We start from the raw sequence: 16,676 nt of genomic DNA, 5'->3' as shown, positions 1-16,676 counted from the left end.
ATCCGTTCAGAACGCGGCGATGCCGGTGATGGCGCGTCCGAGGATGAGCGCGTGGACGTCGTGCGTACCCTCGTACGTATTCACGACTTCGAGATTCACGAGGTGCCGCGCAATGCCGAACTCGTCGCTGATGCCGTTTCCGCCGAGCATGTCGCGCGCGTGCCGCGCGATGTCGAGCGCCTTGCCGCACGAGTTGCGTTTCATGATCGACGTGATCTCGACGGCGGCGGTACCTTCGTCTTTCATGCGGCCGAGCCGCAGGCATCCCTGCAAGCCGAGCGTGATCTCGGTTTGCATGTCGGCGAGTTTCTTTTGGATCAACTGGTTCGCGGCAAGCGGCTTGCCGAACTGCTTGCGATCAAGCACGTACTGCCGCGCACGGTGCCAACAGTCCTCGGCCGCGCCGAGCGCGCCCCAGGCAATGCCGAATCGCGCACTGTTCAAGCAGGTGAACGGACCTTTGAGGCCGCGGACGTCCGCAAACGCGTTCTCTTCGGGGCAAAAGACTTCGTCCATCACGATTTCGCCCGTAATCGACGCGCGCAAGCCGACCTTGCCATGGATCGCCGGCGCCGACAGTCCCTTCCAGCCTTTTTCCAGGACGAAACCTCGGATCGCGCCTTCATCGTCCTTCGCCCATACGACGAAGACATCGGCGATTGGGCTGTTGGTGATCCACATCTTGCTGCCGGTCAACAGATAGCCGCCGTCGACTTTCTTTGCCCGAGTTGTCATGCTGCCTGGATCGGAGCCGTGATTCGGCTCGGTCAACCCGAAGCACCCGATCCATTCGCCTCGTGCGAGCCTGGGCAGATACTTGCTCTTGATGGCTTCGGCGCCGAATTCGCAGATCGGCACCATCACGAGCGAGGACTGCACGCTCATCATCGAGCGATACCCGGAATCGACTCGTTCGACTTCCCGTGCGACGAGGCCATAAGAGACATAGTTCAACCCCGAGCCGCCGTATTCCTCCGGAATCGTCACGCCAAGCAATCCTAGTTCACCCATCTCACGGAAGATGGCGGGGTCGGTACTTTCCTTGCGAAATGCGTCGAGCACGCGCGGCAGCAGCCGCTCCTGACAGTAATCGCGCGCAGAATCACGCACCATTCGCTCTTCGTCCGTTAGCTGCCGATCGAGCAGCAAAGGATCGTCCCAATTGAAGCTCGCTGATTTGTGCTGTCCACGCATTTCAAACTCGCAGAATAAGGTATGTGGCACTCACTCTAATGGTCGCGTACTCATCAAACAAACGATTTGTTCTCACACACTTGTGCGAGAATTGCACTCGTTGTTGTAACCACGGCAGGAGTCGAGAACCATGCGCAGAAAGATCCCTTCGACCGGCGCGATGTGCGCGTTCGAATCGGCCGCACGGCATCAAAGCTTTACGAAGGCGGCCGATGAACTTGCCGTGACCCAAAGCGCCATATGCCGCCAAATCGGGACGCTGGAAGCATTCTTGGGCGTCAAGCTCTTTCGCCGCAGCCGTCGCGGCGTCGCGTTGACCGAGGCGGGGGTCGCTTATAGTCGCAAGGTCGCGGCACGTCTGGACGATTTCGAGCGCGACACGCTCGAACTGATGGCGAAGGGGGGACAAGGGGCGACACTGGAACTCGCGGTCGTGCCGACTTTCGCCACGAAATGGTTGCTGCCGCGCCTGCCGATGTTCCATGCGCACTACCCGGACATCACAGTGAATCTGACGTCGCAGGCACGCCCGTTTTTATTCGAGGGGACTGAATTCGACGCGGCGATTCACGCGGGCCCTGGGATCTGGCCCGGCACGGAAGGTCTGCGGCTGATGGGAGAAAGCCTTATTGCGGTCTGCAGCCCGGCGCTCATTGCGCCGCGCAAGACCGTGGGCCGGACAGACTGGAGACGCTACCCGCTATTGCAGCAAAGCACGCGGCCGTATGCGTGGCGCGAGTGGTTCGCGTCGCGCGGCATGGAAGTCGAAGGCGACATGGCTGGACCGAGGCTCGAGCTGTTCTCGATGCTCGCCGAGGCAGCCAGGCACGGGATGGGGATCGCCCTCATGCCTCGCTTTCTCGTGGAGGATGAACTCGATCGCGGCGTACTGATTCAGGCGTCGGCGCACGAACTCCCGAGCAGCCGCTCGTACTATCTGATTTTTCCTGAGGAAAAAGCCGAACACGCAGCGCTCGGCCAGTTCCGCGACTGGATCGTCGCCCAAGCCGGCGCCAACAGCGCCGGCTCGGCTGTCTAGCTCGCTCAGAACTTGTGGCGCAGCCCGACGCTGGTCAAGAACTGATGATTCGTCGACGAAGGGCCGCCGCTGCCGCCGATGAACGCGCCGTTGAATATTGTTGCGCCGGCCCCGCGCACCGTCTGATACTCGGCCATCAAATACAGGTCCGTGCGTTTGGAAAGCGAATACGCCGTCATCAGATTGAACTGATTCCAGCGCGGTTTCGCATTCACGGTAGCGTTCGAATAGCGGCCATCGGTGAACGTATATGACGCGGCAACGACCCACGCCGGATTGATCAGATAGCGGATGTTCGCCTCATAGTTGTCGAAGGTCAGATCGGTCAGCGATCCGGTCGACTGCGGAGCCAGCGTACTGCCGCGGTAAACCGCGCTGCTGCTGCCGTAGTGCGAATGACTCCAGACGAGCCCTAGCGTCGCCGGCCCGATCGTATAGCCCGCCCCAACGCCCCAGACCTGCTGAATCGCGGCATGGAACGTGGCGTCACCCGAGGTCGATGAACCGTCGAGTGCGCCTGCCGCGCCATCGCCTGGGTTGTCGATGCGCATATACGCCGTGCTGATCGTGAGCGGCCCCCTGCTGTAACTCGCCCCCGCGCTGAACGCGCGATTGTCGGAGTAATCTCCCGCTTTGTTCGAGAACGCGTACAGGCCACCAAACTTCAGTCCACTAAAATCCGTACTCGCAAATTTGACTGCATTGTCGAGCCGGAAGAAATCGCCGAAGTTGTCGTTGTCCATCGGGTGCATGAACTCCAGCCCGCCGACGAAGCTCTGGGCCAAGCTTCGCGGCGCCAGGTAATCGACCACGGAGTCGTACTGCCGTCCCAATGTCACCGCGCCGTATGCGTTGGACATGCCCACCCATGCCTGCCGGCCGAACAGCCGCCCACCTTGCTGCAGCGTGCCGTTGATTCCTGTGAAGCCGTTTTCCAATTTGAAAATCACCTTCAACCCACCACCGATCTCCTCAGCGCCCGTCAGCCCCCAGCGATCGCCGACGATGTTGCCGGTGGAAGCGAAAACGGCACTGTGCCCCCGCTGGTTATTGACATACGAAATGCCGTTATCGATCAGGCCATATAACGTCACCGAGCTTTGCGCGTGAGCCGCTGCGCATAGACAGCTTCCGATCGCGAGTGCGAGTTGCCGCTTCATACATGTCTCCTGATTCTTGTGTATAGGTCGTCGAGGTCGTCTTCATTGTGTTGGTGCGATCGAGCGCGCGACATCGCGGGGTCACCGTGTGGCAGCGCGCGCTAACGTTAGCACTGAAGCGGAGCATATTTGGTCGGCGTCTGTTGTCAAATCGGGGTTTTCGATAACCTTCATTCGAGCCGAGCCCAGACTTGGTAGCGCGAGATTGTCTGCAGATGGCGCAACACCTCGCTTGGCACCTGGGAATTTTAATGCTAACGTTTGAACATATTCATTCGTTTCTACGGACAGAGCCCCTCATGAGCGACACCGTTTTTCTGACCGACTACGCATGGCCCGACGACAGCGTCGAGCGCGCGATCATCGAATCCGCCGGGATGACATTGGTGAGCGGTCCGGCGTCGCCGGCCGCGGCTTCATCGATCGAAGCGCTTGTGCAAGAGCATCGCCCGACCGGCATCATGACCTGCTGGGCGCCGTTATCGGCTCGGGCGATCGAGGCCGCCCCCGATCTGAAAATCGTCGCGAGGCTCGGCGTGGGGCTCGACAACATCGCGGTCGAGACGGCCACGGCGCGCAGCGTTCTCGTCACGAACGTGCCTGACTACTGCGTCGAGGAAGTCTCGGATCACGCGATCGGTTTCGCGCTAGCGTGGACGCGCGGCCTCGTGCAGTTCGATCGCGAGGTTCATGCCGGACGATGGATGCCCTCCGGTGCGCGGCTGCGCCGCTTGGCCTCGCTCACGTGCGGATTGATCGGCTATGGCCGCATCGGGCGGGCGACGGCACGCAAGTTCGCCGCCTTTGGCTGCCGCGTGCTGGCGCATGATCCTTTCATGCCCGCCGACGCAGGCGGCGTAGAGGCGGTAGGCCTCGATGCATTGCTCGCGCAAAGCGACATCGTGGTCGTTCATGCACCGCTGACCAACGGCACGCATCACCTCATCGATCGCGAGCGGGTTTCGCTCATGAAGCCCGGCAGCTTGCTGATCAACGTGAGCCGCGGCGCGATCGTCGATACGGATGCTGTCGTGCAAGCGCTGCAAAGCGGCCGACTCTCCGCGGCCGCGCTCGATGTCATCGAATCCGAGCCGGCGGTGCCGCCTGCATTGCTCGAACAGCCGGGCGCCATGCTGACGCCGCATGTTGCCTTCTCCTCGGATGCATCGCTGCTGGAATTGCGCAGGCGCGCTGCCGAAGAAGTCGTGCGCGTCTTGCGCGGCGAAGCTCCACTCAACCCGTGCAATCTGCGCAAGCCATGATTGCCGCACTGCGTATCCGTTTCCAATTACTGCGCCGCACATGATGAATGAACGAAACAGCCCGGACCCACGGCTCGACGCCTTCCTTATCGAGCATCGGCTCGCGGCGCCGAATGAATCCGCATCTTGGCACCCTTTGACGGGAGGCGTGTCGTCCGATATTTGGCGTGTCGATCTGGCTGATCGCTCGCTGTGCGTGAAGCGCGCGCTGTCTACGCTGAAAGTTGCCGCTCAATGGCAAGCCCCTGTCTCGCGCAACGCCTATGAATGGGCCTGGATGCAGTTCGCCGCACAGCACTGCCCGGACAACGTCCCCACGCCGCTTGCCCATGACCCGGCGCTCGGCGTATTCGCGATGTCTTTTCTTTCGCCTGCCGAACATCCTGTCTGGAAGCAGCAGCTGATGGCCGGTCAAGTCGAGATCGAGACGGCAAAGGCCGTCGGCCATCTCATCGGCAGCTTGCATGCGGCAAGCGCCGAGAGCAGCGAGCTTGCCAAGGCATTCGACACGCGCGAGAACTTTCATGCGCTGCGGCTGGACCCTTATCTCATCGCCACGTCCGCACGCCACCCGGCACTGGCCTCGCGATTGGAGGCGCTCGCTCGTCGCACGGCCTCTGTCCGCACGGCCCTCGTGCATGGCGACGTAAGCCCGAAGAACATCCTCATCGGCCCGATGGGTCCGGTGCTGCTCGATGCCGAATGCGCCTGGTTCGGCGATCCGGCATTCGATCTTGCCTTCTGCCTGAACCACTTGTTGCTCAAATGCCTCGTTCGCCCCGATCAGGTCGATGCGTTGATCGTTTCCTTCAAAGCGCTGACCGAAGCCTACTTCGACGAAGCCGACTGGGAACTGCGCGCCGGCCTCGAAGCACGTGCCGCGGCATTACTTCCGGCGTTGCTGTTGGCTCGCGTCGACGGAAAATCCCCGGCAGAGTATCTGAACGACGACCGGCTGCGAGATCAGGTCCGACGGATCGCCGTTCCACTTCTGTACGAGCCCGTGGCGGCTCTTTGTCAGGTCGCGGCGGCGTGGGTAGAGGGCATCGGTCGGCATAGGCTGCAGCGCTGAAGATGCCCCGCGCGAGCGCGCAATCGAAGAACAATAATCTCGGAGACCGGCGGCCATGCACGCTGACAAGACGACCAGCGGCGTCGAGTATGTGCTCGACGATTCGACTGCCATGATTTCGAAAGGCGATCTCGATGGCAAGATCACCTACGCCAATCGGGATTTCATCCGCGTAAGCGGGTATGCCGAAGAGGAACTGCTCGGTGCGCCGCAAAGCATGCTGGCGCATCCCGACACGCCGCATCAGGTCTTCGAGGACTTCCTACGCACGGTCAAGTCGAACAAGACATGGACGGGCATTGCAAAGGGCCTGCGCAAGAGCGGGGATCATTTCTGGGTAGAAATGACCGCTGCGCCGATCTACCGGAATCGCCGTGTTGCCGGGTACATCACGATCCGTGCGAAGGCAACTGCCGAAAGGATCCGTTTCGCCGACGAAGCCTATACGGCGATGAAAAACGGAAGCGCTGACGTCGTCTTGGATGGAGGCAGGATCGTCAAGCGATCGACGTTCAGGCGCTTGCGAAGCGTGCAGCACCTTTCCGTCGCAGCGAAGATGAATACCCTCACTGCACTTACGGCCGCCCTGTTTGGGAGCAACCTGGCTGTGCTCGCGCATCCAGGCAGCGCCTCCGGCCAATGGATCGTATCGTCCTCGGCAGCAGGCATCGCCTGCTGCCTGCTCTCGTCACTGCTTTTTCGTCACGGCCTGATCAGGCCGTTCGCGCGGGTCAAAGATCATATCGACGATTTGGGCGAAGGCAACCTGTCTCGAGCCATCGAAGCATATGGCGACGGCGAAGCCGCGCAGATTCAGCACGCGTTGCGCATTCTCCAAATCAATCTCACGCTGCTGGTTTCGCAAATCAAGGAAACGACTGTGCTCGTCAGCAACGGCGTCGCCGAAATCGCATCGGGCAACACCGATCTTTCCGCGCGAACGGAAGCCCAAGCCGCTTCCCTGACTCAGATCGCCGCCTCGATGGCAAAGCTCACTGCGATGGTTGCGAACAATTCGGAAAGCGCACGCGAGGCGAATGTGTTGTCGACGACCACTTCGAGCGTCGCGGCGAAAGGCAGGCAGGCCGTCGGTAAAGTCATCGAAACCATGGTGTCGATCGAAGACAGTTCGCGCAGAATCGTCGACATCATCGGCGTAATTGACGGCGTCGCTTTCCAGACCAATATTCTCGCGCTGAACGCCGCCGTGGAAGCGGCACGTGCCGGCGTGCAAGGGCGCGGCTTCGCGGTAGTTGCAGGGGAAGTGCGCAACCTCGCACGGCGTTGCGCCGATGCCGCGAAGGAAATCAAATCGTTGATCGGAGACTGCACCACGCGAGTCGAAGGCGGCAGCCAGCTCGTCAGCAATGCGGGAGAAATCATGACCGACATTGTCGCAGCCGTCGAGCGCGTGACGATGGTGCTGGGCGATATCGCGACCGCGAGCCGATCGCAAAGCGACGGAATCACGCAAGTCAATGAGGCACTGGCTCAGCTCGAGCATACGACGGAGCGCAATGCAGGCCTCGTGGATCAGGCCGGCATCGAATCTCGGCGCATGCGGGAAGAAGCCGGCAAGCTGGCGAGATTGGTCGAGGCGTTCAAGCTTTCGAGTCTCGCGTAGATGGGTTCTGCGACGCCCTCAAGACGCTTGAGGGCGCCCTGCTCCAGCGCCGAGAAACGACTCAGGTACCCTGGAACCGGGTCGAAGCAAGCTGCGACACACCACTTCAATCGCGGCGATCTCGAGGCAACGCCTCCGCCACGACGGAATTGCGCAGCACGCCGATCGCAGGAATCTCGACTTCGATCGTGTCCCCCACCTGGATTGGGCCGACCCCGGCGGGCGTCCCGGTCATGATGACATCGCCGGGAAGCAGCGTCACGAATCGGCTCAGGTAAGCGATCAGGTAAGGCACTGGAAACAATAGATCGCGCGTGTTGCCGTTCTGCCGCACTTCTCCATTCAAACGCGTGATGATCTGCAGATTCGACGGATCAAGCCCGGTTACGATCGCTGGCCCGAGCGGAGCAAACGTGTCATACCCTTTGCCCGCGAATAGACATCCGAACGCACTCTCGCGTCGTTGCAGCACTCTGTCGCTGACATCGTTGCCGCATGAGTAGCCGAGCACGTAGTCCAATGCCTGCACTTCAGGCACATGACGCGCAACTTTGCCCATCACGACGCACAACTCCCCCTCGAAATGGATGATCTCCCCATCCGACGGATAGACGATCGACTCGTCGGGACCGATGACCGCGGTGCCCGGCTTCATGAAGAGAACCGGCAGATCGGGCACCGGCTTGCCCACCTCATTCGAATGCGCCTTGTAGTTGTAGCCCAGGCCGAAGATACGAGGCTGATCCACCGGCGCGAGTATTCGTAGGTCGCTTACGAGATCGAGTTCGCCGCTCAGTCGCAGCCCCTCAAACGGCGAGGCCGCCAAGCGAGCGATCGTGCCGTCGCACTGCACCATGCCGTAGTGGATCGATCCGCCCAATGCGTATCGAACAATATGATGGGATGACAAGAGAACCTCCTCTCTTACTTTGATGTGCTAACGTTAGCGCAGCGAGCGAGCGCAGTCAATCGACGATTTATCGGGGAAAGCCGCTCGACACCCTATTGACAATCGGCGCACGCCTCTGCCAGAATTTATGCCAACGTTAGCACTTCAGGAGGCACGGCCGCTATGAGCACATCGGATTCTTCCGCAACGAACGGCGTGCCCTTGGCGATCCGCCGCATCGTCACCGGTCACGACGAGCATGGCGCGTCGATGGTTGCCCTCGATGGCGCCACACCGCGCTCCGACGCCTTCGTCCATATCCGGGGCATGATGTCGCGGCTCATCTGGGCGACCGATCCGCTCCCTACGCTGCCGTTCGACGCCCAGGACCCGACCGTATCGGTCAAAAGCATCGTTCCGCCCCAGTCGGGCACGCGGTTCCTCGTGGTGACGTTTCCGCCTGACAGCGTGTTCTTCGCGCCGGACTTCGACCCCGCCGCTGCCACTGCGGAGAACCTGGCTATCAGCCCGGGGCTCGCCGAGTTGTTCGAGGCCGACGGTATGCACGCGACGCCGACCATCGACTACGGCATCGTCCTCGATGGCGAGATTTGGCTCGAGCTCGACGACGGCCGCGCCGAACTCCTGCATCAACATGACGTGATCGTTCAGAACGGGACACGTCACGCTTGGCGCAACAAGAGCGATCGATCGGCCACCCTTGCGTTCATCTTGATCGGAGCCGCTCGGGACCGCTGACCTTGGTGAACCGGGTGAGATCGTTCGACATAGTTGCGAACCCAACTGCCTTGTCGAACCAAATACACGTAGCACTTTACGCAAGACTATATAGAGAAGATAGAGAAGACATATGACCGATACGACAATCGCGCAGGTCCGCGGCCGCCGCGTGTGGGATTCACGCGGGCGCCCGACGGTGGAAGTGGAAGTCACCTTGAAATGCGGCGTGAGCGGTCGTGCCATCGCGCCCGCCGGCGCCTCGATGGGCACAGGCGAAGCCGTCGACCTGCGCGACGGGGGCGACGCGTTCGGTGGCCTCGACGTCAACAATGCGCTGGCAGGCGTCAACGGAGAAATCGCGAGCGAGCTTCGTTCGATGGACGCCTACGCCCAATCCGAAGTCGACTCGCGCCTCGTCCAACTCGACGGCACGCCGAATCGTAGCCGCCTCGGCGGCAATGCGATCGTCGCGACGTCGATGGCTGTGCTACACGCCGCCGCCGCGGCTAGCGGCCAGCCGCTCTGGCGCTATCTGGCCGGAGATGGCCCGGTCCGTACGCCGCTGCCCGAGATCCAGATCTTCGGCGGGGGCGCCCACGCGGCGCGACGCGTGGACGTGCAAGATTTCATGGTGATGTGCCCGGCGGCGGGCAACTTCGGCGAGGCTTTGGAATGGACGGCAGAAATCTATCGGGCGGCTGGCGCCCTGATGAAACAAGCCGGCAAGTTACAGGGCGTGGCAGACGAGGGCGGCTACTGGCCCGCTTTCGACACCAATGAAGAAGCCCTCGACACGCTCACGCGTGCCATTTCCAACGCCGGACTGCGGCCCGGTAAGGACGTGGGCATTTCGCTCGACATCGCTGCATCCGAATTCGGCCGCGACGGGCGCTACACATTGGCGCTCGACGGCCGCACGCTCGACACCGCGCAAATGATCGACATGCTCGGACGCTGGCTCGACGCCTATCCGATTCTGTCTATCGAAGATCCGCTTGGGGAAGACGATGCCGCGGGCTTTCACCAGTTCACCAAGATGTACGGATCGCGCTGCCAAATCATCGGCGACGACTTCCTAGTCACGAACGCCGAGCGCATCCGGGCAGCCGCGTCAAGCGGCGCACTCAACGCGGTCTTGATCAAACCGAACCAGGCAGGCACCATCAGCGAAGCACATGCGGCGCTGACGGCCGGCAAGCAGGCGGGCTTCGGCACGATCGTCTCGGCGCGCTCCGGCGAAACGGAAGACGTAACTATCGCGCATCTGGCGGTCGGCTGGAACGCGGGGCAGCTCAAAGTGGGCTCGTTTTCCCGCTCCGAACGCATGGCGAAGTGGAACGAAGTGTTGCGCATCGAAGAATCGCTCGGCCGAAAAGCACTGTTCAGCGGCTGGACGGCACTGCCCTTCCACGGCCGTCTTGCGGCCGCTTCCGGGCGTTAGCATTTTCCAAGTGCTAACGTTGGCAATAAATTGCACAATTTGCTTGAACGACAATTCCAGCGAGGTCAATCATGCTCCCCCCAGTCAATCTCAAACCGCCGTTCAACATTACGCGCGCAAGTCACATCGTATTGAACGTTGCCGACTTGGCGAAAAGCCGCGAGTTCTATGTCGATATTGTCGGTCTCGTGGTCACGGAGCAATCCGCCGACACCTGCTATCTGCGCGGGCTGTCCGAGGCTTGTCACCATAGTCTCGTGCTGATTCAGTCGAAGAAGGCCGCCTCCACCTGCAAGCGCATCGGCTTTCGCGTCTTCCTCGAAGAGGATCTCGACCTCGCCTATGCATTCTTCAAGGAGCAAGGGCTACCGGCCGAGTGGGTCGAAGTTGCGCATCAGGGCAGAACGCTGCATGTATCCGACCCGTTCGGCACGAAGATCGAGCTGTGCGCGCAGATGGAAACCCGCCCGCGTCTCTACCTCGATCGCGACAAGTTCAAGGGCGCGCACGCGCAGCGGCTCGATCACTATCAGATCTTCTCGCCCGATACCTATCAATCGTGCGAGTTCTACAGCAAGCTCGGCTTTCGCAATTCCGAATACCTCGAACATGGCGACACGCTGCTCGGCGCCTTCATGTATCGCAAGGGAACGTGTCTGGACTTGGCGATCGTCCAGAACGACGGCCCGTGCATGCATCACTTTGCCTACATCGTGCCCGAATCGCACAACATCTTCACCGCCTGCGACCTGGCCGGCATTTACGGCTACGCGCATGAAGTAGAGCGCGGCCCAGGCCGTCATGGCCCCGGGGGCATGCTGTTCGTATATCTGCGCGACCCGGACGGACATCGCGTGGAATTGTGCGATGGTCACTATCAAACGATTGACGCAGAGATCGAGCCGGTCCGCTGGGATGCGGCTTCGCTCAACACAAGCGTTCGCTGGGGGCTGCCGGCTCTTCACCGGTGGTACTTCGAGGCATCGCGTTTCGAGGACGCTGCGCTTATCGAGACGCCGAGCAAGCCCAAACCCGAAACACTCGAAACCTACATCCAGAAACAATTGGCTCTCGACTGAATCTTAGAAACGGTAACGATCACATGGCACGCGTCAAATATCTTCAGCGTTCGGATGTCGCAGGCACCCACGACGCCCTCTTCGACCGGCTCGAACGCGAGCGAAAGGTTCCGACCGCAAACATCTTCCGCGCCCTCGCGCATGCACCCGATATCCTCGATCAGTTTCTCTCGTACGCAAACGCGATCCGGGCATCGTCGATCAGCCCCAAGCTTCGCGAACTGGCGATCCTTACGGTTGGGCACTGCACGGGATCCGAGTATGAAATCGCGCATCATCAGTCGCACGGCCTGAAGGCCGGCATCAGCCCGGAGCAGTTAAAGTCCATCGCCGACTTCGAAACGTCGCCGCTCTTCGACGATGAAGAGCGAGCCGTGATGGCGGTGGCAAAAGAATCCACATTGAAGGTCGACGTCAGCAACGCCACGTGGCGACGCGTCGCCGCATTCCTCGACGAACGTCAGCTCGTCGAGTTGGCGCTCAACGTCGCTTGGTACAACTCGGGGGTGCGCATCATGGGCGCGCTCGGCATCGAACTCGAGGAGGGCTATCGCTGATCGACTCGGCGATAGTGTGCGCGCCGTTTACTGCCTGCCGATTCGATGAGTGGCATGAGCGCAGGCACCAAGATTTGATAAGAGATAGAGGTAGACATGGAACAAACGATGGTTGCAGCACGGCTGCATGCGCTCGGCACTCCGATGACGCTCGACACGATCCCCATCCCGAAGCCCCGGCCGACGGACGTGCTCGTGCGCGTCAAAGCATGCGGCATCGTGCCGAACATGGCCAACGTCATCAACAATTGGCCCACCTGGTTTCCACACCAGCCGCTGCCGAAATTTCCCGCGATTTTTGGCTTGGATCCGGCCGGCGTGGTCGAACAAGTCGGCGAAGCCGTCATCAACGTGAAACCCGGCGATCGCGTTTATGTGAGCCCGTTGCGTTCTTGCGGCTCGTGCAAAGCATGCCGCGCAGGCAAGCGCAGCGAGTGCCGCTACTACACGCTCAACGGCTACTTCAGCACGAGCCGCGACGGCCAGCGCATTTTCGATTTGTATCCGTACGGCGGGTTCAGCGAGTACATGACCGCCCCGGAATACGCGCTAGTCAATATCCCCGACAACCTGAGCTTCGAGCAGGCCGGACGCTTCGGCTATCTCGGCACCGCTTATGGCGCGTTGAAGAATGCCGGCGCAGCATCCGGCCAGGTTGCATTGATCGACGGCATTACGGGAACGCTCGGCGTCGCTTCGACGATCCTCGGCCTTGCGATGGGTCTGACGCGCGTGCTCGGAACAGGACGCGACGAGAGGTTGCTCGAACGCGTCAAATCGCTTGCGCCCGATCGGATCGAAGTCATGAAGCTCGGAGAAGGATCGGCCGGCGATTGGGCCAAGTCGCTTACGGGCGGTGACGGCGCCGATTTCGTCATCAGCGCGCTCGGCGCGAAGGCCCCGGCGGCCACCATGCTCGATTCGATGAAAGGCGTGCGTCGCGGCGGCAAAGTCGTGAACGTAGGCGGCGTTGCGGAGGATCTGCCCATCGACGTCAAGTGGCTGATGGACGAGCAGGTTCACTTGATCGGCTCGAACTGGTTCACGACCGCGCAAGGGCAAGAGATGGCCGACATGGTCGGCACGGGTGCGCTCGATTTGTCCTACCTCGAGCATCGCCGATTCCCGCTGGCGCGCGTCAACGAAGCAATCTCCGGCCTCAAGGATCGTGATGGCGGCTTCAGCAACTATGTCGTCATGCCCTGATTGAATCCGGCGTGCGCTACGCACGGGCGCAGCGACTTTGCTCCGGGTGTCCATGCCCCTGTTGGCCAGCCGCACGGCTGGCTTTTTTTATGTTCCGGAGCGATGCGCCTCGTTCATGCAACATCGACACCGACATCGATAGGCGCTGTTGCATCGAATGGAACGCGATTACCGCTGCGGCCTGCAACAGTGCGTTCCCTGACATAGGTATTCACCCTGATCACTCGCCTCAGTACACTGCAGACATCGGCTCGGCAAATGGGCCGACAACGATAACGCGACAATGAATGTCGCAGTCAAACGCAGAGGCTGGTTATGAAGAAATCGCTGATCCAGGGCATCGTCGTCGCAGCCGTCGTGATGGCGCCTGTCGTCTCGTTTGCGCAAAAAAACGCGCCAGTCACGCGGGCTCAGCTCAAGAGCGAAATCGTCCGGCTCGAAAAATCCGGCTACTCTCCCGCCGGCAGCGACATCGACTATCCCGCCAATCTGCAGGCTGCCGAAGCGCGCACGGATGACGACGAGCGCACCGCCGTAAAGACGACCTACGGCGGCGAGGTCGTGGGAGCGACCGAAGCGGGTTCGCGGGCCTCGGCTTCGCATCGCGCAGCGTCGCCCTACCTCGACAACGCCGCCAACGCGCTTTATGTCGGCGACTGAACTGCGCGCCGACCCTATGCGCTCGACGCGCGGATCAACCAGGCGTCATCCTCGCGGTGCAGCCCCTTCGATGCCGGCTAGCGCTTGGCGATCCGCCTCGAAGGTCGCGGTCAAGTCCTCGCGAAGAAACGAGATCCAGGTGCGAATCTTCGCGTCGACGAATTGCCGCGATTGGTACAGCGCGTGAACCACAACGGGCTGTACATCGTAGCCACACAGAACCCGGGCGAGCGATCGCGAAGTCAGTCCCGGCAAGGCAATACCAGCGGGCAGAATGCCGATTCCAAGACCGGTTCTGATCGCAGGCTCGAGCGCTTCGATGACATTCACGGCATAGCGAGGTGCACCGATGTCAACGGCGAACGGCACCTCTGCACCATCGAACATCCATTTGTTGAACGGAAACACCGGGGTCGCAAGTTGAAGACAACGGTGATCGCGCAAATCCTCGGGTTTCTTCGGCTCGCCGTGCTTCGCCAGGTATTGCGGAGACGCGCAGACGATGCCCGGAATGCTGCCGAGCCTGACGCTGATCAGTCCCGAGTCGGGCAACGTGGGGGCAACAACGATCGACACGTCATACCCGTCCTCCAAGATGTCCGGCACCGCCCCCGATAACGTCAGCTCGACTCTGAGGGCAGTGAACTGCTCTTGGTATCGCAGCACAGCCGGCACGACGAGGTGATGGCCGAAGCTCGACAGCGCATGCACGCGCAAGCAGCCAGTCGGATGTTGTCGCGCTGAACCGGCCTCCGCTTCCGCCTCGTCGATGCTGGCTAAAATCTGGCGGCATCGATGCAGATAACGCTCGCCCGCTTCGGTCAGAGCAATGTTCCTCGTAGTTCTGTATAGCAGGCGGGACCCCAGGTGATTTTCAAGCGCCGATACGGCACGCGATGTCACGGATGTCGTCAGATTGAGCTTGCGCGCAGCCGCCGCGAAGCCGCCCTCCGCAACGACCTTCGCAAAAACGCGCATACAGTGAAGTGTATCCATAACCATTTGCTGGCAGCGTTCGGCGAGTGACGCCATAGCTCTCGCCGGCGCCGCAACGCAGCGGCATCCTCTAGTGCGCCGAAAGTCTTTCAATCCAAGTGGAGAACGCGATTGCGAACCGCGTCAAAAATTCGATCGTGCCCGCATGAGTCAAGGCGCCGGCATGGTCAAACAGCGCAGCCACGTTGCCGACATAGACTTCTGGACTCGACATGACGTTGACGCCCATCGACACCAACGATTGCCTGAGGTGATGACTCGCTCCGAATCCACCCATCGCGCCGGGCGATGCGCTCACGATCGCGGCCGGCTTTCCGCTGAGAACGCTGGCACCGAACGGCCTCGAGAGAACGTCCACTGCGTTCTTCAGGACGGCGGGGACCGAGCGGTTGTATTCAGGCGTGACGAATAGAACCGCATCGGCGGTAACGATGCACTGACGAACCTCGCGCCAAGCATCAGGCGCATGTGCTTCCAAGTCATCGTTGTAGAAAGGCAGCGCGCCGATCTCCACGATCTCAAGCGAGACCGCGGGGGGCGCGAGTTCCGAGAGCGCATGAGCCAGCATGCGACTGAACGAGTTCTGACGCAGGCTGCCGACCAATACAGCGACCTGATACGGCGGGGGCATAGAGGCTCCTTTTCACGAATCGAATGCTATCGTTAGCATAGCATAAACGATCCTTAGGACGAGACCCTGGCACGCAGGCCGCTCCCTCAAGGGAAGGAAAGCCGGGGTGTTACCGACCTCGACGGTTGAGCGCGTGAGCGACTATCCCGATCTCATTTGTCAATACGCCACCGGAGTAACCACTTGGGAGGCGGGAAAGTTCCGCTGGCGTGTCGATGCCCGTTGAGAAATCACCGCCGTAATAGGGACCGATAACAAAGACGCCGCTATTGACCGATCCCATACGATTCAGGAAACGATCCGGCCATCCCCATAGCCACGGAGCGAAGTTGATCGGCACAAAAACAACCATGTTAGAGCAACCATGCGGAACACTGCCAATCCAGCCATACGCGAGATAGCGGACGAGACAGGCCTCTAGCGACGCGCGCGACATCGTCCTGAGGTCCGGTACCAGGCGCCTCAAGGTGCCGATGGGCTTATCGCCTCCATAGACCATGAGTTGGGCGCGTGCTTTTGGCGTGAGATGACCAAGGGCAACGGCTAGCTTTGCCCCTTCCGAAGAGTCGTTGCTCTTGACGTTGATCAGAAAGGCGCGGTCAGGAAAGGTCTGCAGCACGTCCTCCAGCGAGGGCATCAGGCCGATGCCTTTTCCACGAAACGGAAAAGTCTTCCCTCCGTCAGCCGTGTAGCCATAGCCGATGTCTAGCTGCCTCAGTTCCGCCATCGAATGCTCGCGCGTAACGCCATGTCCATCGGTGCGGCAATCGAGCGTCCAGTCGTGAAAGACCGCGAATTGGCCATCGGTAGTCGGATGGACGTCGAACTCGACTATGTCGGCGCCCGCAGCGAAGGCAGCCCGCATGGAGGCAATCGTGTTTTCCAGGTAGGTATGCGTTGGCGGTAATATACGGGAGGCGGTACACGTATCGTTCTTGATTCCATTTGCGTAAAAACGCTTCGCAATACCGCGGTGGGCGAGCAATATTGGTCGGCTTGGCGACCGCTTCTCGAACAGGTTAGCATTATTCAAATAGATGAAGGCTGCAAGCAACAACACAGTGAAAGCGGCTGAATGCCGCAGCAATCTTCGCATTGTCCCTCCATGACTAAACGTACGCGTTG

At 60.8% G+C, this 16,676-nt stretch carries 16 protein-coding genes; 10 read left to right on the top strand and 6 right to left on the bottom strand.

The features are described 5' to 3' along the window. Positions 1-6: 6 nt before the first annotated feature. The gene (locus tag QQS38_RS23890) at positions 7-1,194 is read right to left on the bottom strand and encodes an acyl-CoA dehydrogenase (protein ID WP_479647826.1); all 1,188 of its coding nucleotides are present in this window, start codon (positions 1,192-1,194) and stop codon (positions 7-9) included. A gap of 130 nt (positions 1,195-1,324) precedes the next feature. Between QQS38_RS23890 and QQS38_RS23885 the strand changes: the two genes are divergently transcribed. Beyond that, on the top strand, positions 1,325-2,233 hold the full coding sequence (locus QQS38_RS23885; RefSeq protein WP_479647825.1) for a LysR family transcriptional regulator: 909 nt from the start codon (positions 1,325-1,327) through the stop codon (positions 2,231-2,233). 5 nt (positions 2,234-2,238) lie between these two features. On the opposite strand, the gene QQS38_RS23880 is transcribed toward QQS38_RS23885, so the two are convergent. Next, positions 2,239-3,393: a porin gene (locus QQS38_RS23880; protein ID WP_479647824.1), complete on the bottom strand. Its 1,155-nt coding sequence runs from the start codon at positions 3,391-3,393 to the stop codon at positions 2,239-2,241. Between the two features lie 299 nt (positions 3,394-3,692). Here QQS38_RS23880 and QQS38_RS23875 point away from each other — a divergent pair, with 299 nt between their 5' ends. Genes QQS38_RS23875 through QQS38_RS23865 form a run of 3 tightly spaced genes read left to right on the top strand, consistent with a single transcriptional unit; the run spans position 3,693 to position 7,351 of the window. Beyond that, positions 3,693-4,655 (top strand): C-terminal binding protein, encoded by a 963-nt coding sequence (locus QQS38_RS23875; protein ID WP_479647823.1) that lies wholly within the window; start codon positions 3,693-3,695, stop codon positions 4,653-4,655. Between the two features lie 40 nt (positions 4,656-4,695). Further along, positions 4,696-5,727, top strand: a complete 1,032-nt coding sequence (locus tag QQS38_RS23870; protein ID WP_479647822.1) for a phosphotransferase family protein — start codon at positions 4,696-4,698, stop codon at positions 5,725-5,727. Between the two features lie 55 nt (positions 5,728-5,782). Next, positions 5,783-7,351 carry a methyl-accepting chemotaxis protein gene (locus QQS38_RS23865; RefSeq protein ID WP_479647821.1) on the top strand — a complete coding sequence of 523 codons (1,569 nt, stop codon included), beginning with the start codon at positions 5,783-5,785 and terminating at the stop codon, positions 7,349-7,351. 106 nt (positions 7,352-7,457) lie between these two features. On the opposite strand, the gene QQS38_RS23860 is transcribed toward QQS38_RS23865, so the two are convergent. After that, the gene (locus QQS38_RS23860) at positions 7,458-8,261 is read right to left on the bottom strand and encodes a fumarylacetoacetate hydrolase family protein (protein WP_479647820.1); all 804 of its coding nucleotides are present in this window, start codon (positions 8,259-8,261) and stop codon (positions 7,458-7,460) included. Between the two features lie 162 nt (positions 8,262-8,423). Between QQS38_RS23860 and QQS38_RS23855 the strand changes: the two genes are divergently transcribed. The 6 genes from QQS38_RS23855 to QQS38_RS23830 all read left to right on the top strand — a co-directional run bounded on the left by QQS38_RS23855 (position 8,424) and on the right by QQS38_RS23830 (position 13,924). Further along, a complete protein-coding gene (locus QQS38_RS23855; RefSeq protein ID WP_479647819.1) occupies positions 8,424-8,999 on the top strand; it encodes a cupin domain-containing protein in 576 nt (191 codons plus the stop codon). A 112-nt stretch (positions 9,000-9,111) separates the two neighbouring features. Continuing rightward, positions 9,112-10,422, top strand: a complete 1,311-nt coding sequence (eno, locus tag QQS38_RS23850) for a phosphopyruvate hydratase (RefSeq protein WP_479647818.1) — start codon at positions 9,112-9,114, stop codon at positions 10,420-10,422. Positions 10,423-10,493: 71 nt separating this feature from the next. Continuing rightward, on the top strand, positions 10,494-11,501 hold the full coding sequence (locus tag QQS38_RS23845) for a VOC family protein (RefSeq protein WP_479647817.1): 1,008 nt from the start codon (positions 10,494-10,496) through the stop codon (positions 11,499-11,501). Between the two features lie 23 nt (positions 11,502-11,524). Further along, the gene (locus QQS38_RS23840; RefSeq protein WP_479647816.1) at positions 11,525-12,058 is read left to right on the top strand and encodes a carboxymuconolactone decarboxylase family protein; all 534 of its coding nucleotides are present in this window, start codon (positions 11,525-11,527) and stop codon (positions 12,056-12,058) included. 96 nt (positions 12,059-12,154) lie between these two features. Further along, positions 12,155-13,264 carry an alcohol dehydrogenase catalytic domain-containing protein gene (locus tag QQS38_RS23835; RefSeq protein ID WP_479647815.1) on the top strand — a complete coding sequence of 370 codons (1,110 nt, stop codon included), beginning with the start codon at positions 12,155-12,157 and terminating at the stop codon, positions 13,262-13,264. Positions 13,265-13,579: 315 nt separating this feature from the next. Further along, the gene (locus tag QQS38_RS23830; RefSeq protein ID WP_479647814.1) at positions 13,580-13,924 is read left to right on the top strand and encodes a DUF4148 domain-containing protein; all 345 of its coding nucleotides are present in this window, start codon (positions 13,580-13,582) and stop codon (positions 13,922-13,924) included. 45 nt (positions 13,925-13,969) lie between these two features. Here the strand turns inward: QQS38_RS23830 and QQS38_RS23825 are convergent, their stop codons facing one another. The 3 genes from QQS38_RS23825 to QQS38_RS23815 all read right to left on the bottom strand — a co-directional run bounded on the left by QQS38_RS23825 (position 13,970) and on the right by QQS38_RS23815 (position 16,647). Next, entirely contained in the window at positions 13,970-14,920 is a 951-nt protein-coding gene (locus QQS38_RS23825; protein ID WP_479647813.1) for a LysR family transcriptional regulator, read from the bottom strand. 70 nt (positions 14,921-14,990) lie between these two features. After that, a complete protein-coding gene (locus QQS38_RS23820; protein ID WP_479647812.1) occupies positions 14,991-15,551 on the bottom strand; it encodes an NADPH-dependent FMN reductase in 561 nt (186 codons plus the stop codon). Between the two features lie 109 nt (positions 15,552-15,660). Further along, the gene (locus QQS38_RS23815; protein ID WP_479647811.1) at positions 15,661-16,647 is read right to left on the bottom strand and encodes a glycerophosphodiester phosphodiesterase family protein; all 987 of its coding nucleotides are present in this window, start codon (positions 16,645-16,647) and stop codon (positions 15,661-15,663) included. Between the last annotated feature and the right edge of the window lie 29 nt (positions 16,648-16,676).

Source organism: Trinickia sp. Z7 (genome assembly GCF_056498045.1).
Note: the sequence above shows the minus strand (reverse complement) of the source record. Positions and strands in the feature narration are given on the sequence as shown.

Coding starts and splice junctions, on each gene's coding strand:
- QQS38_RS23890 (WP_479647826.1), bottom strand. CDS start 1,194: ATGCGTGGACAGCACAAATCAGCGAGCTTCAATTGGGACGATCCTTTG.
- QQS38_RS23885 (WP_479647825.1), top strand. CDS start 1,325: ATGCGCAGAAAGATCCCTTCGACCGGCGCGATGTGCGCGTTCGAATCG.
- QQS38_RS23880 (WP_479647824.1), bottom strand. CDS start 3,393: ATGAAGCGGCAACTCGCACTCGCGATCGGAAGCTGTCTATGCGCAGCG.
- QQS38_RS23875 (WP_479647823.1), top strand. CDS start 3,693: ATGAGCGACACCGTTTTTCTGACCGACTACGCATGGCCCGACGACAGC.
- QQS38_RS23870 (WP_479647822.1), top strand. CDS start 4,696: ATGATGAATGAACGAAACAGCCCGGACCCACGGCTCGACGCCTTCCTT.
- QQS38_RS23865 (WP_479647821.1), top strand. CDS start 5,783: ATGCACGCTGACAAGACGACCAGCGGCGTCGAGTATGTGCTCGACGAT.
- QQS38_RS23855 (WP_479647819.1), top strand. CDS start 8,424: ATGAGCACATCGGATTCTTCCGCAACGAACGGCGTGCCCTTGGCGATC.
- eno (WP_479647818.1), top strand. CDS start 9,112: ATGACCGATACGACAATCGCGCAGGTCCGCGGCCGCCGCGTGTGGGAT.
- QQS38_RS23845 (WP_479647817.1), top strand. CDS start 10,494: ATGCTCCCCCCAGTCAATCTCAAACCGCCGTTCAACATTACGCGCGCA.
- QQS38_RS23840 (WP_479647816.1), top strand. CDS start 11,525: ATGGCACGCGTCAAATATCTTCAGCGTTCGGATGTCGCAGGCACCCAC.
- QQS38_RS23835 (WP_479647815.1), top strand. CDS start 12,155: ATGGAACAAACGATGGTTGCAGCACGGCTGCATGCGCTCGGCACTCCG.
- QQS38_RS23830 (WP_479647814.1), top strand. CDS start 13,580: ATGAAGAAATCGCTGATCCAGGGCATCGTCGTCGCAGCCGTCGTGATG.
- QQS38_RS23825 (WP_479647813.1), bottom strand. CDS start 14,920: ATGGATACACTTCACTGTATGCGCGTTTTTGCGAAGGTCGTTGCGGAG.
- QQS38_RS23820 (WP_479647812.1), bottom strand. CDS start 15,551: ATGCCCCCGCCGTATCAGGTCGCTGTATTGGTCGGCAGCCTGCGTCAG.
- QQS38_RS23815 (WP_479647811.1), bottom strand. CDS start 16,647: ATGCGAAGATTGCTGCGGCATTCAGCCGCTTTCACTGTGTTGTTGCTT.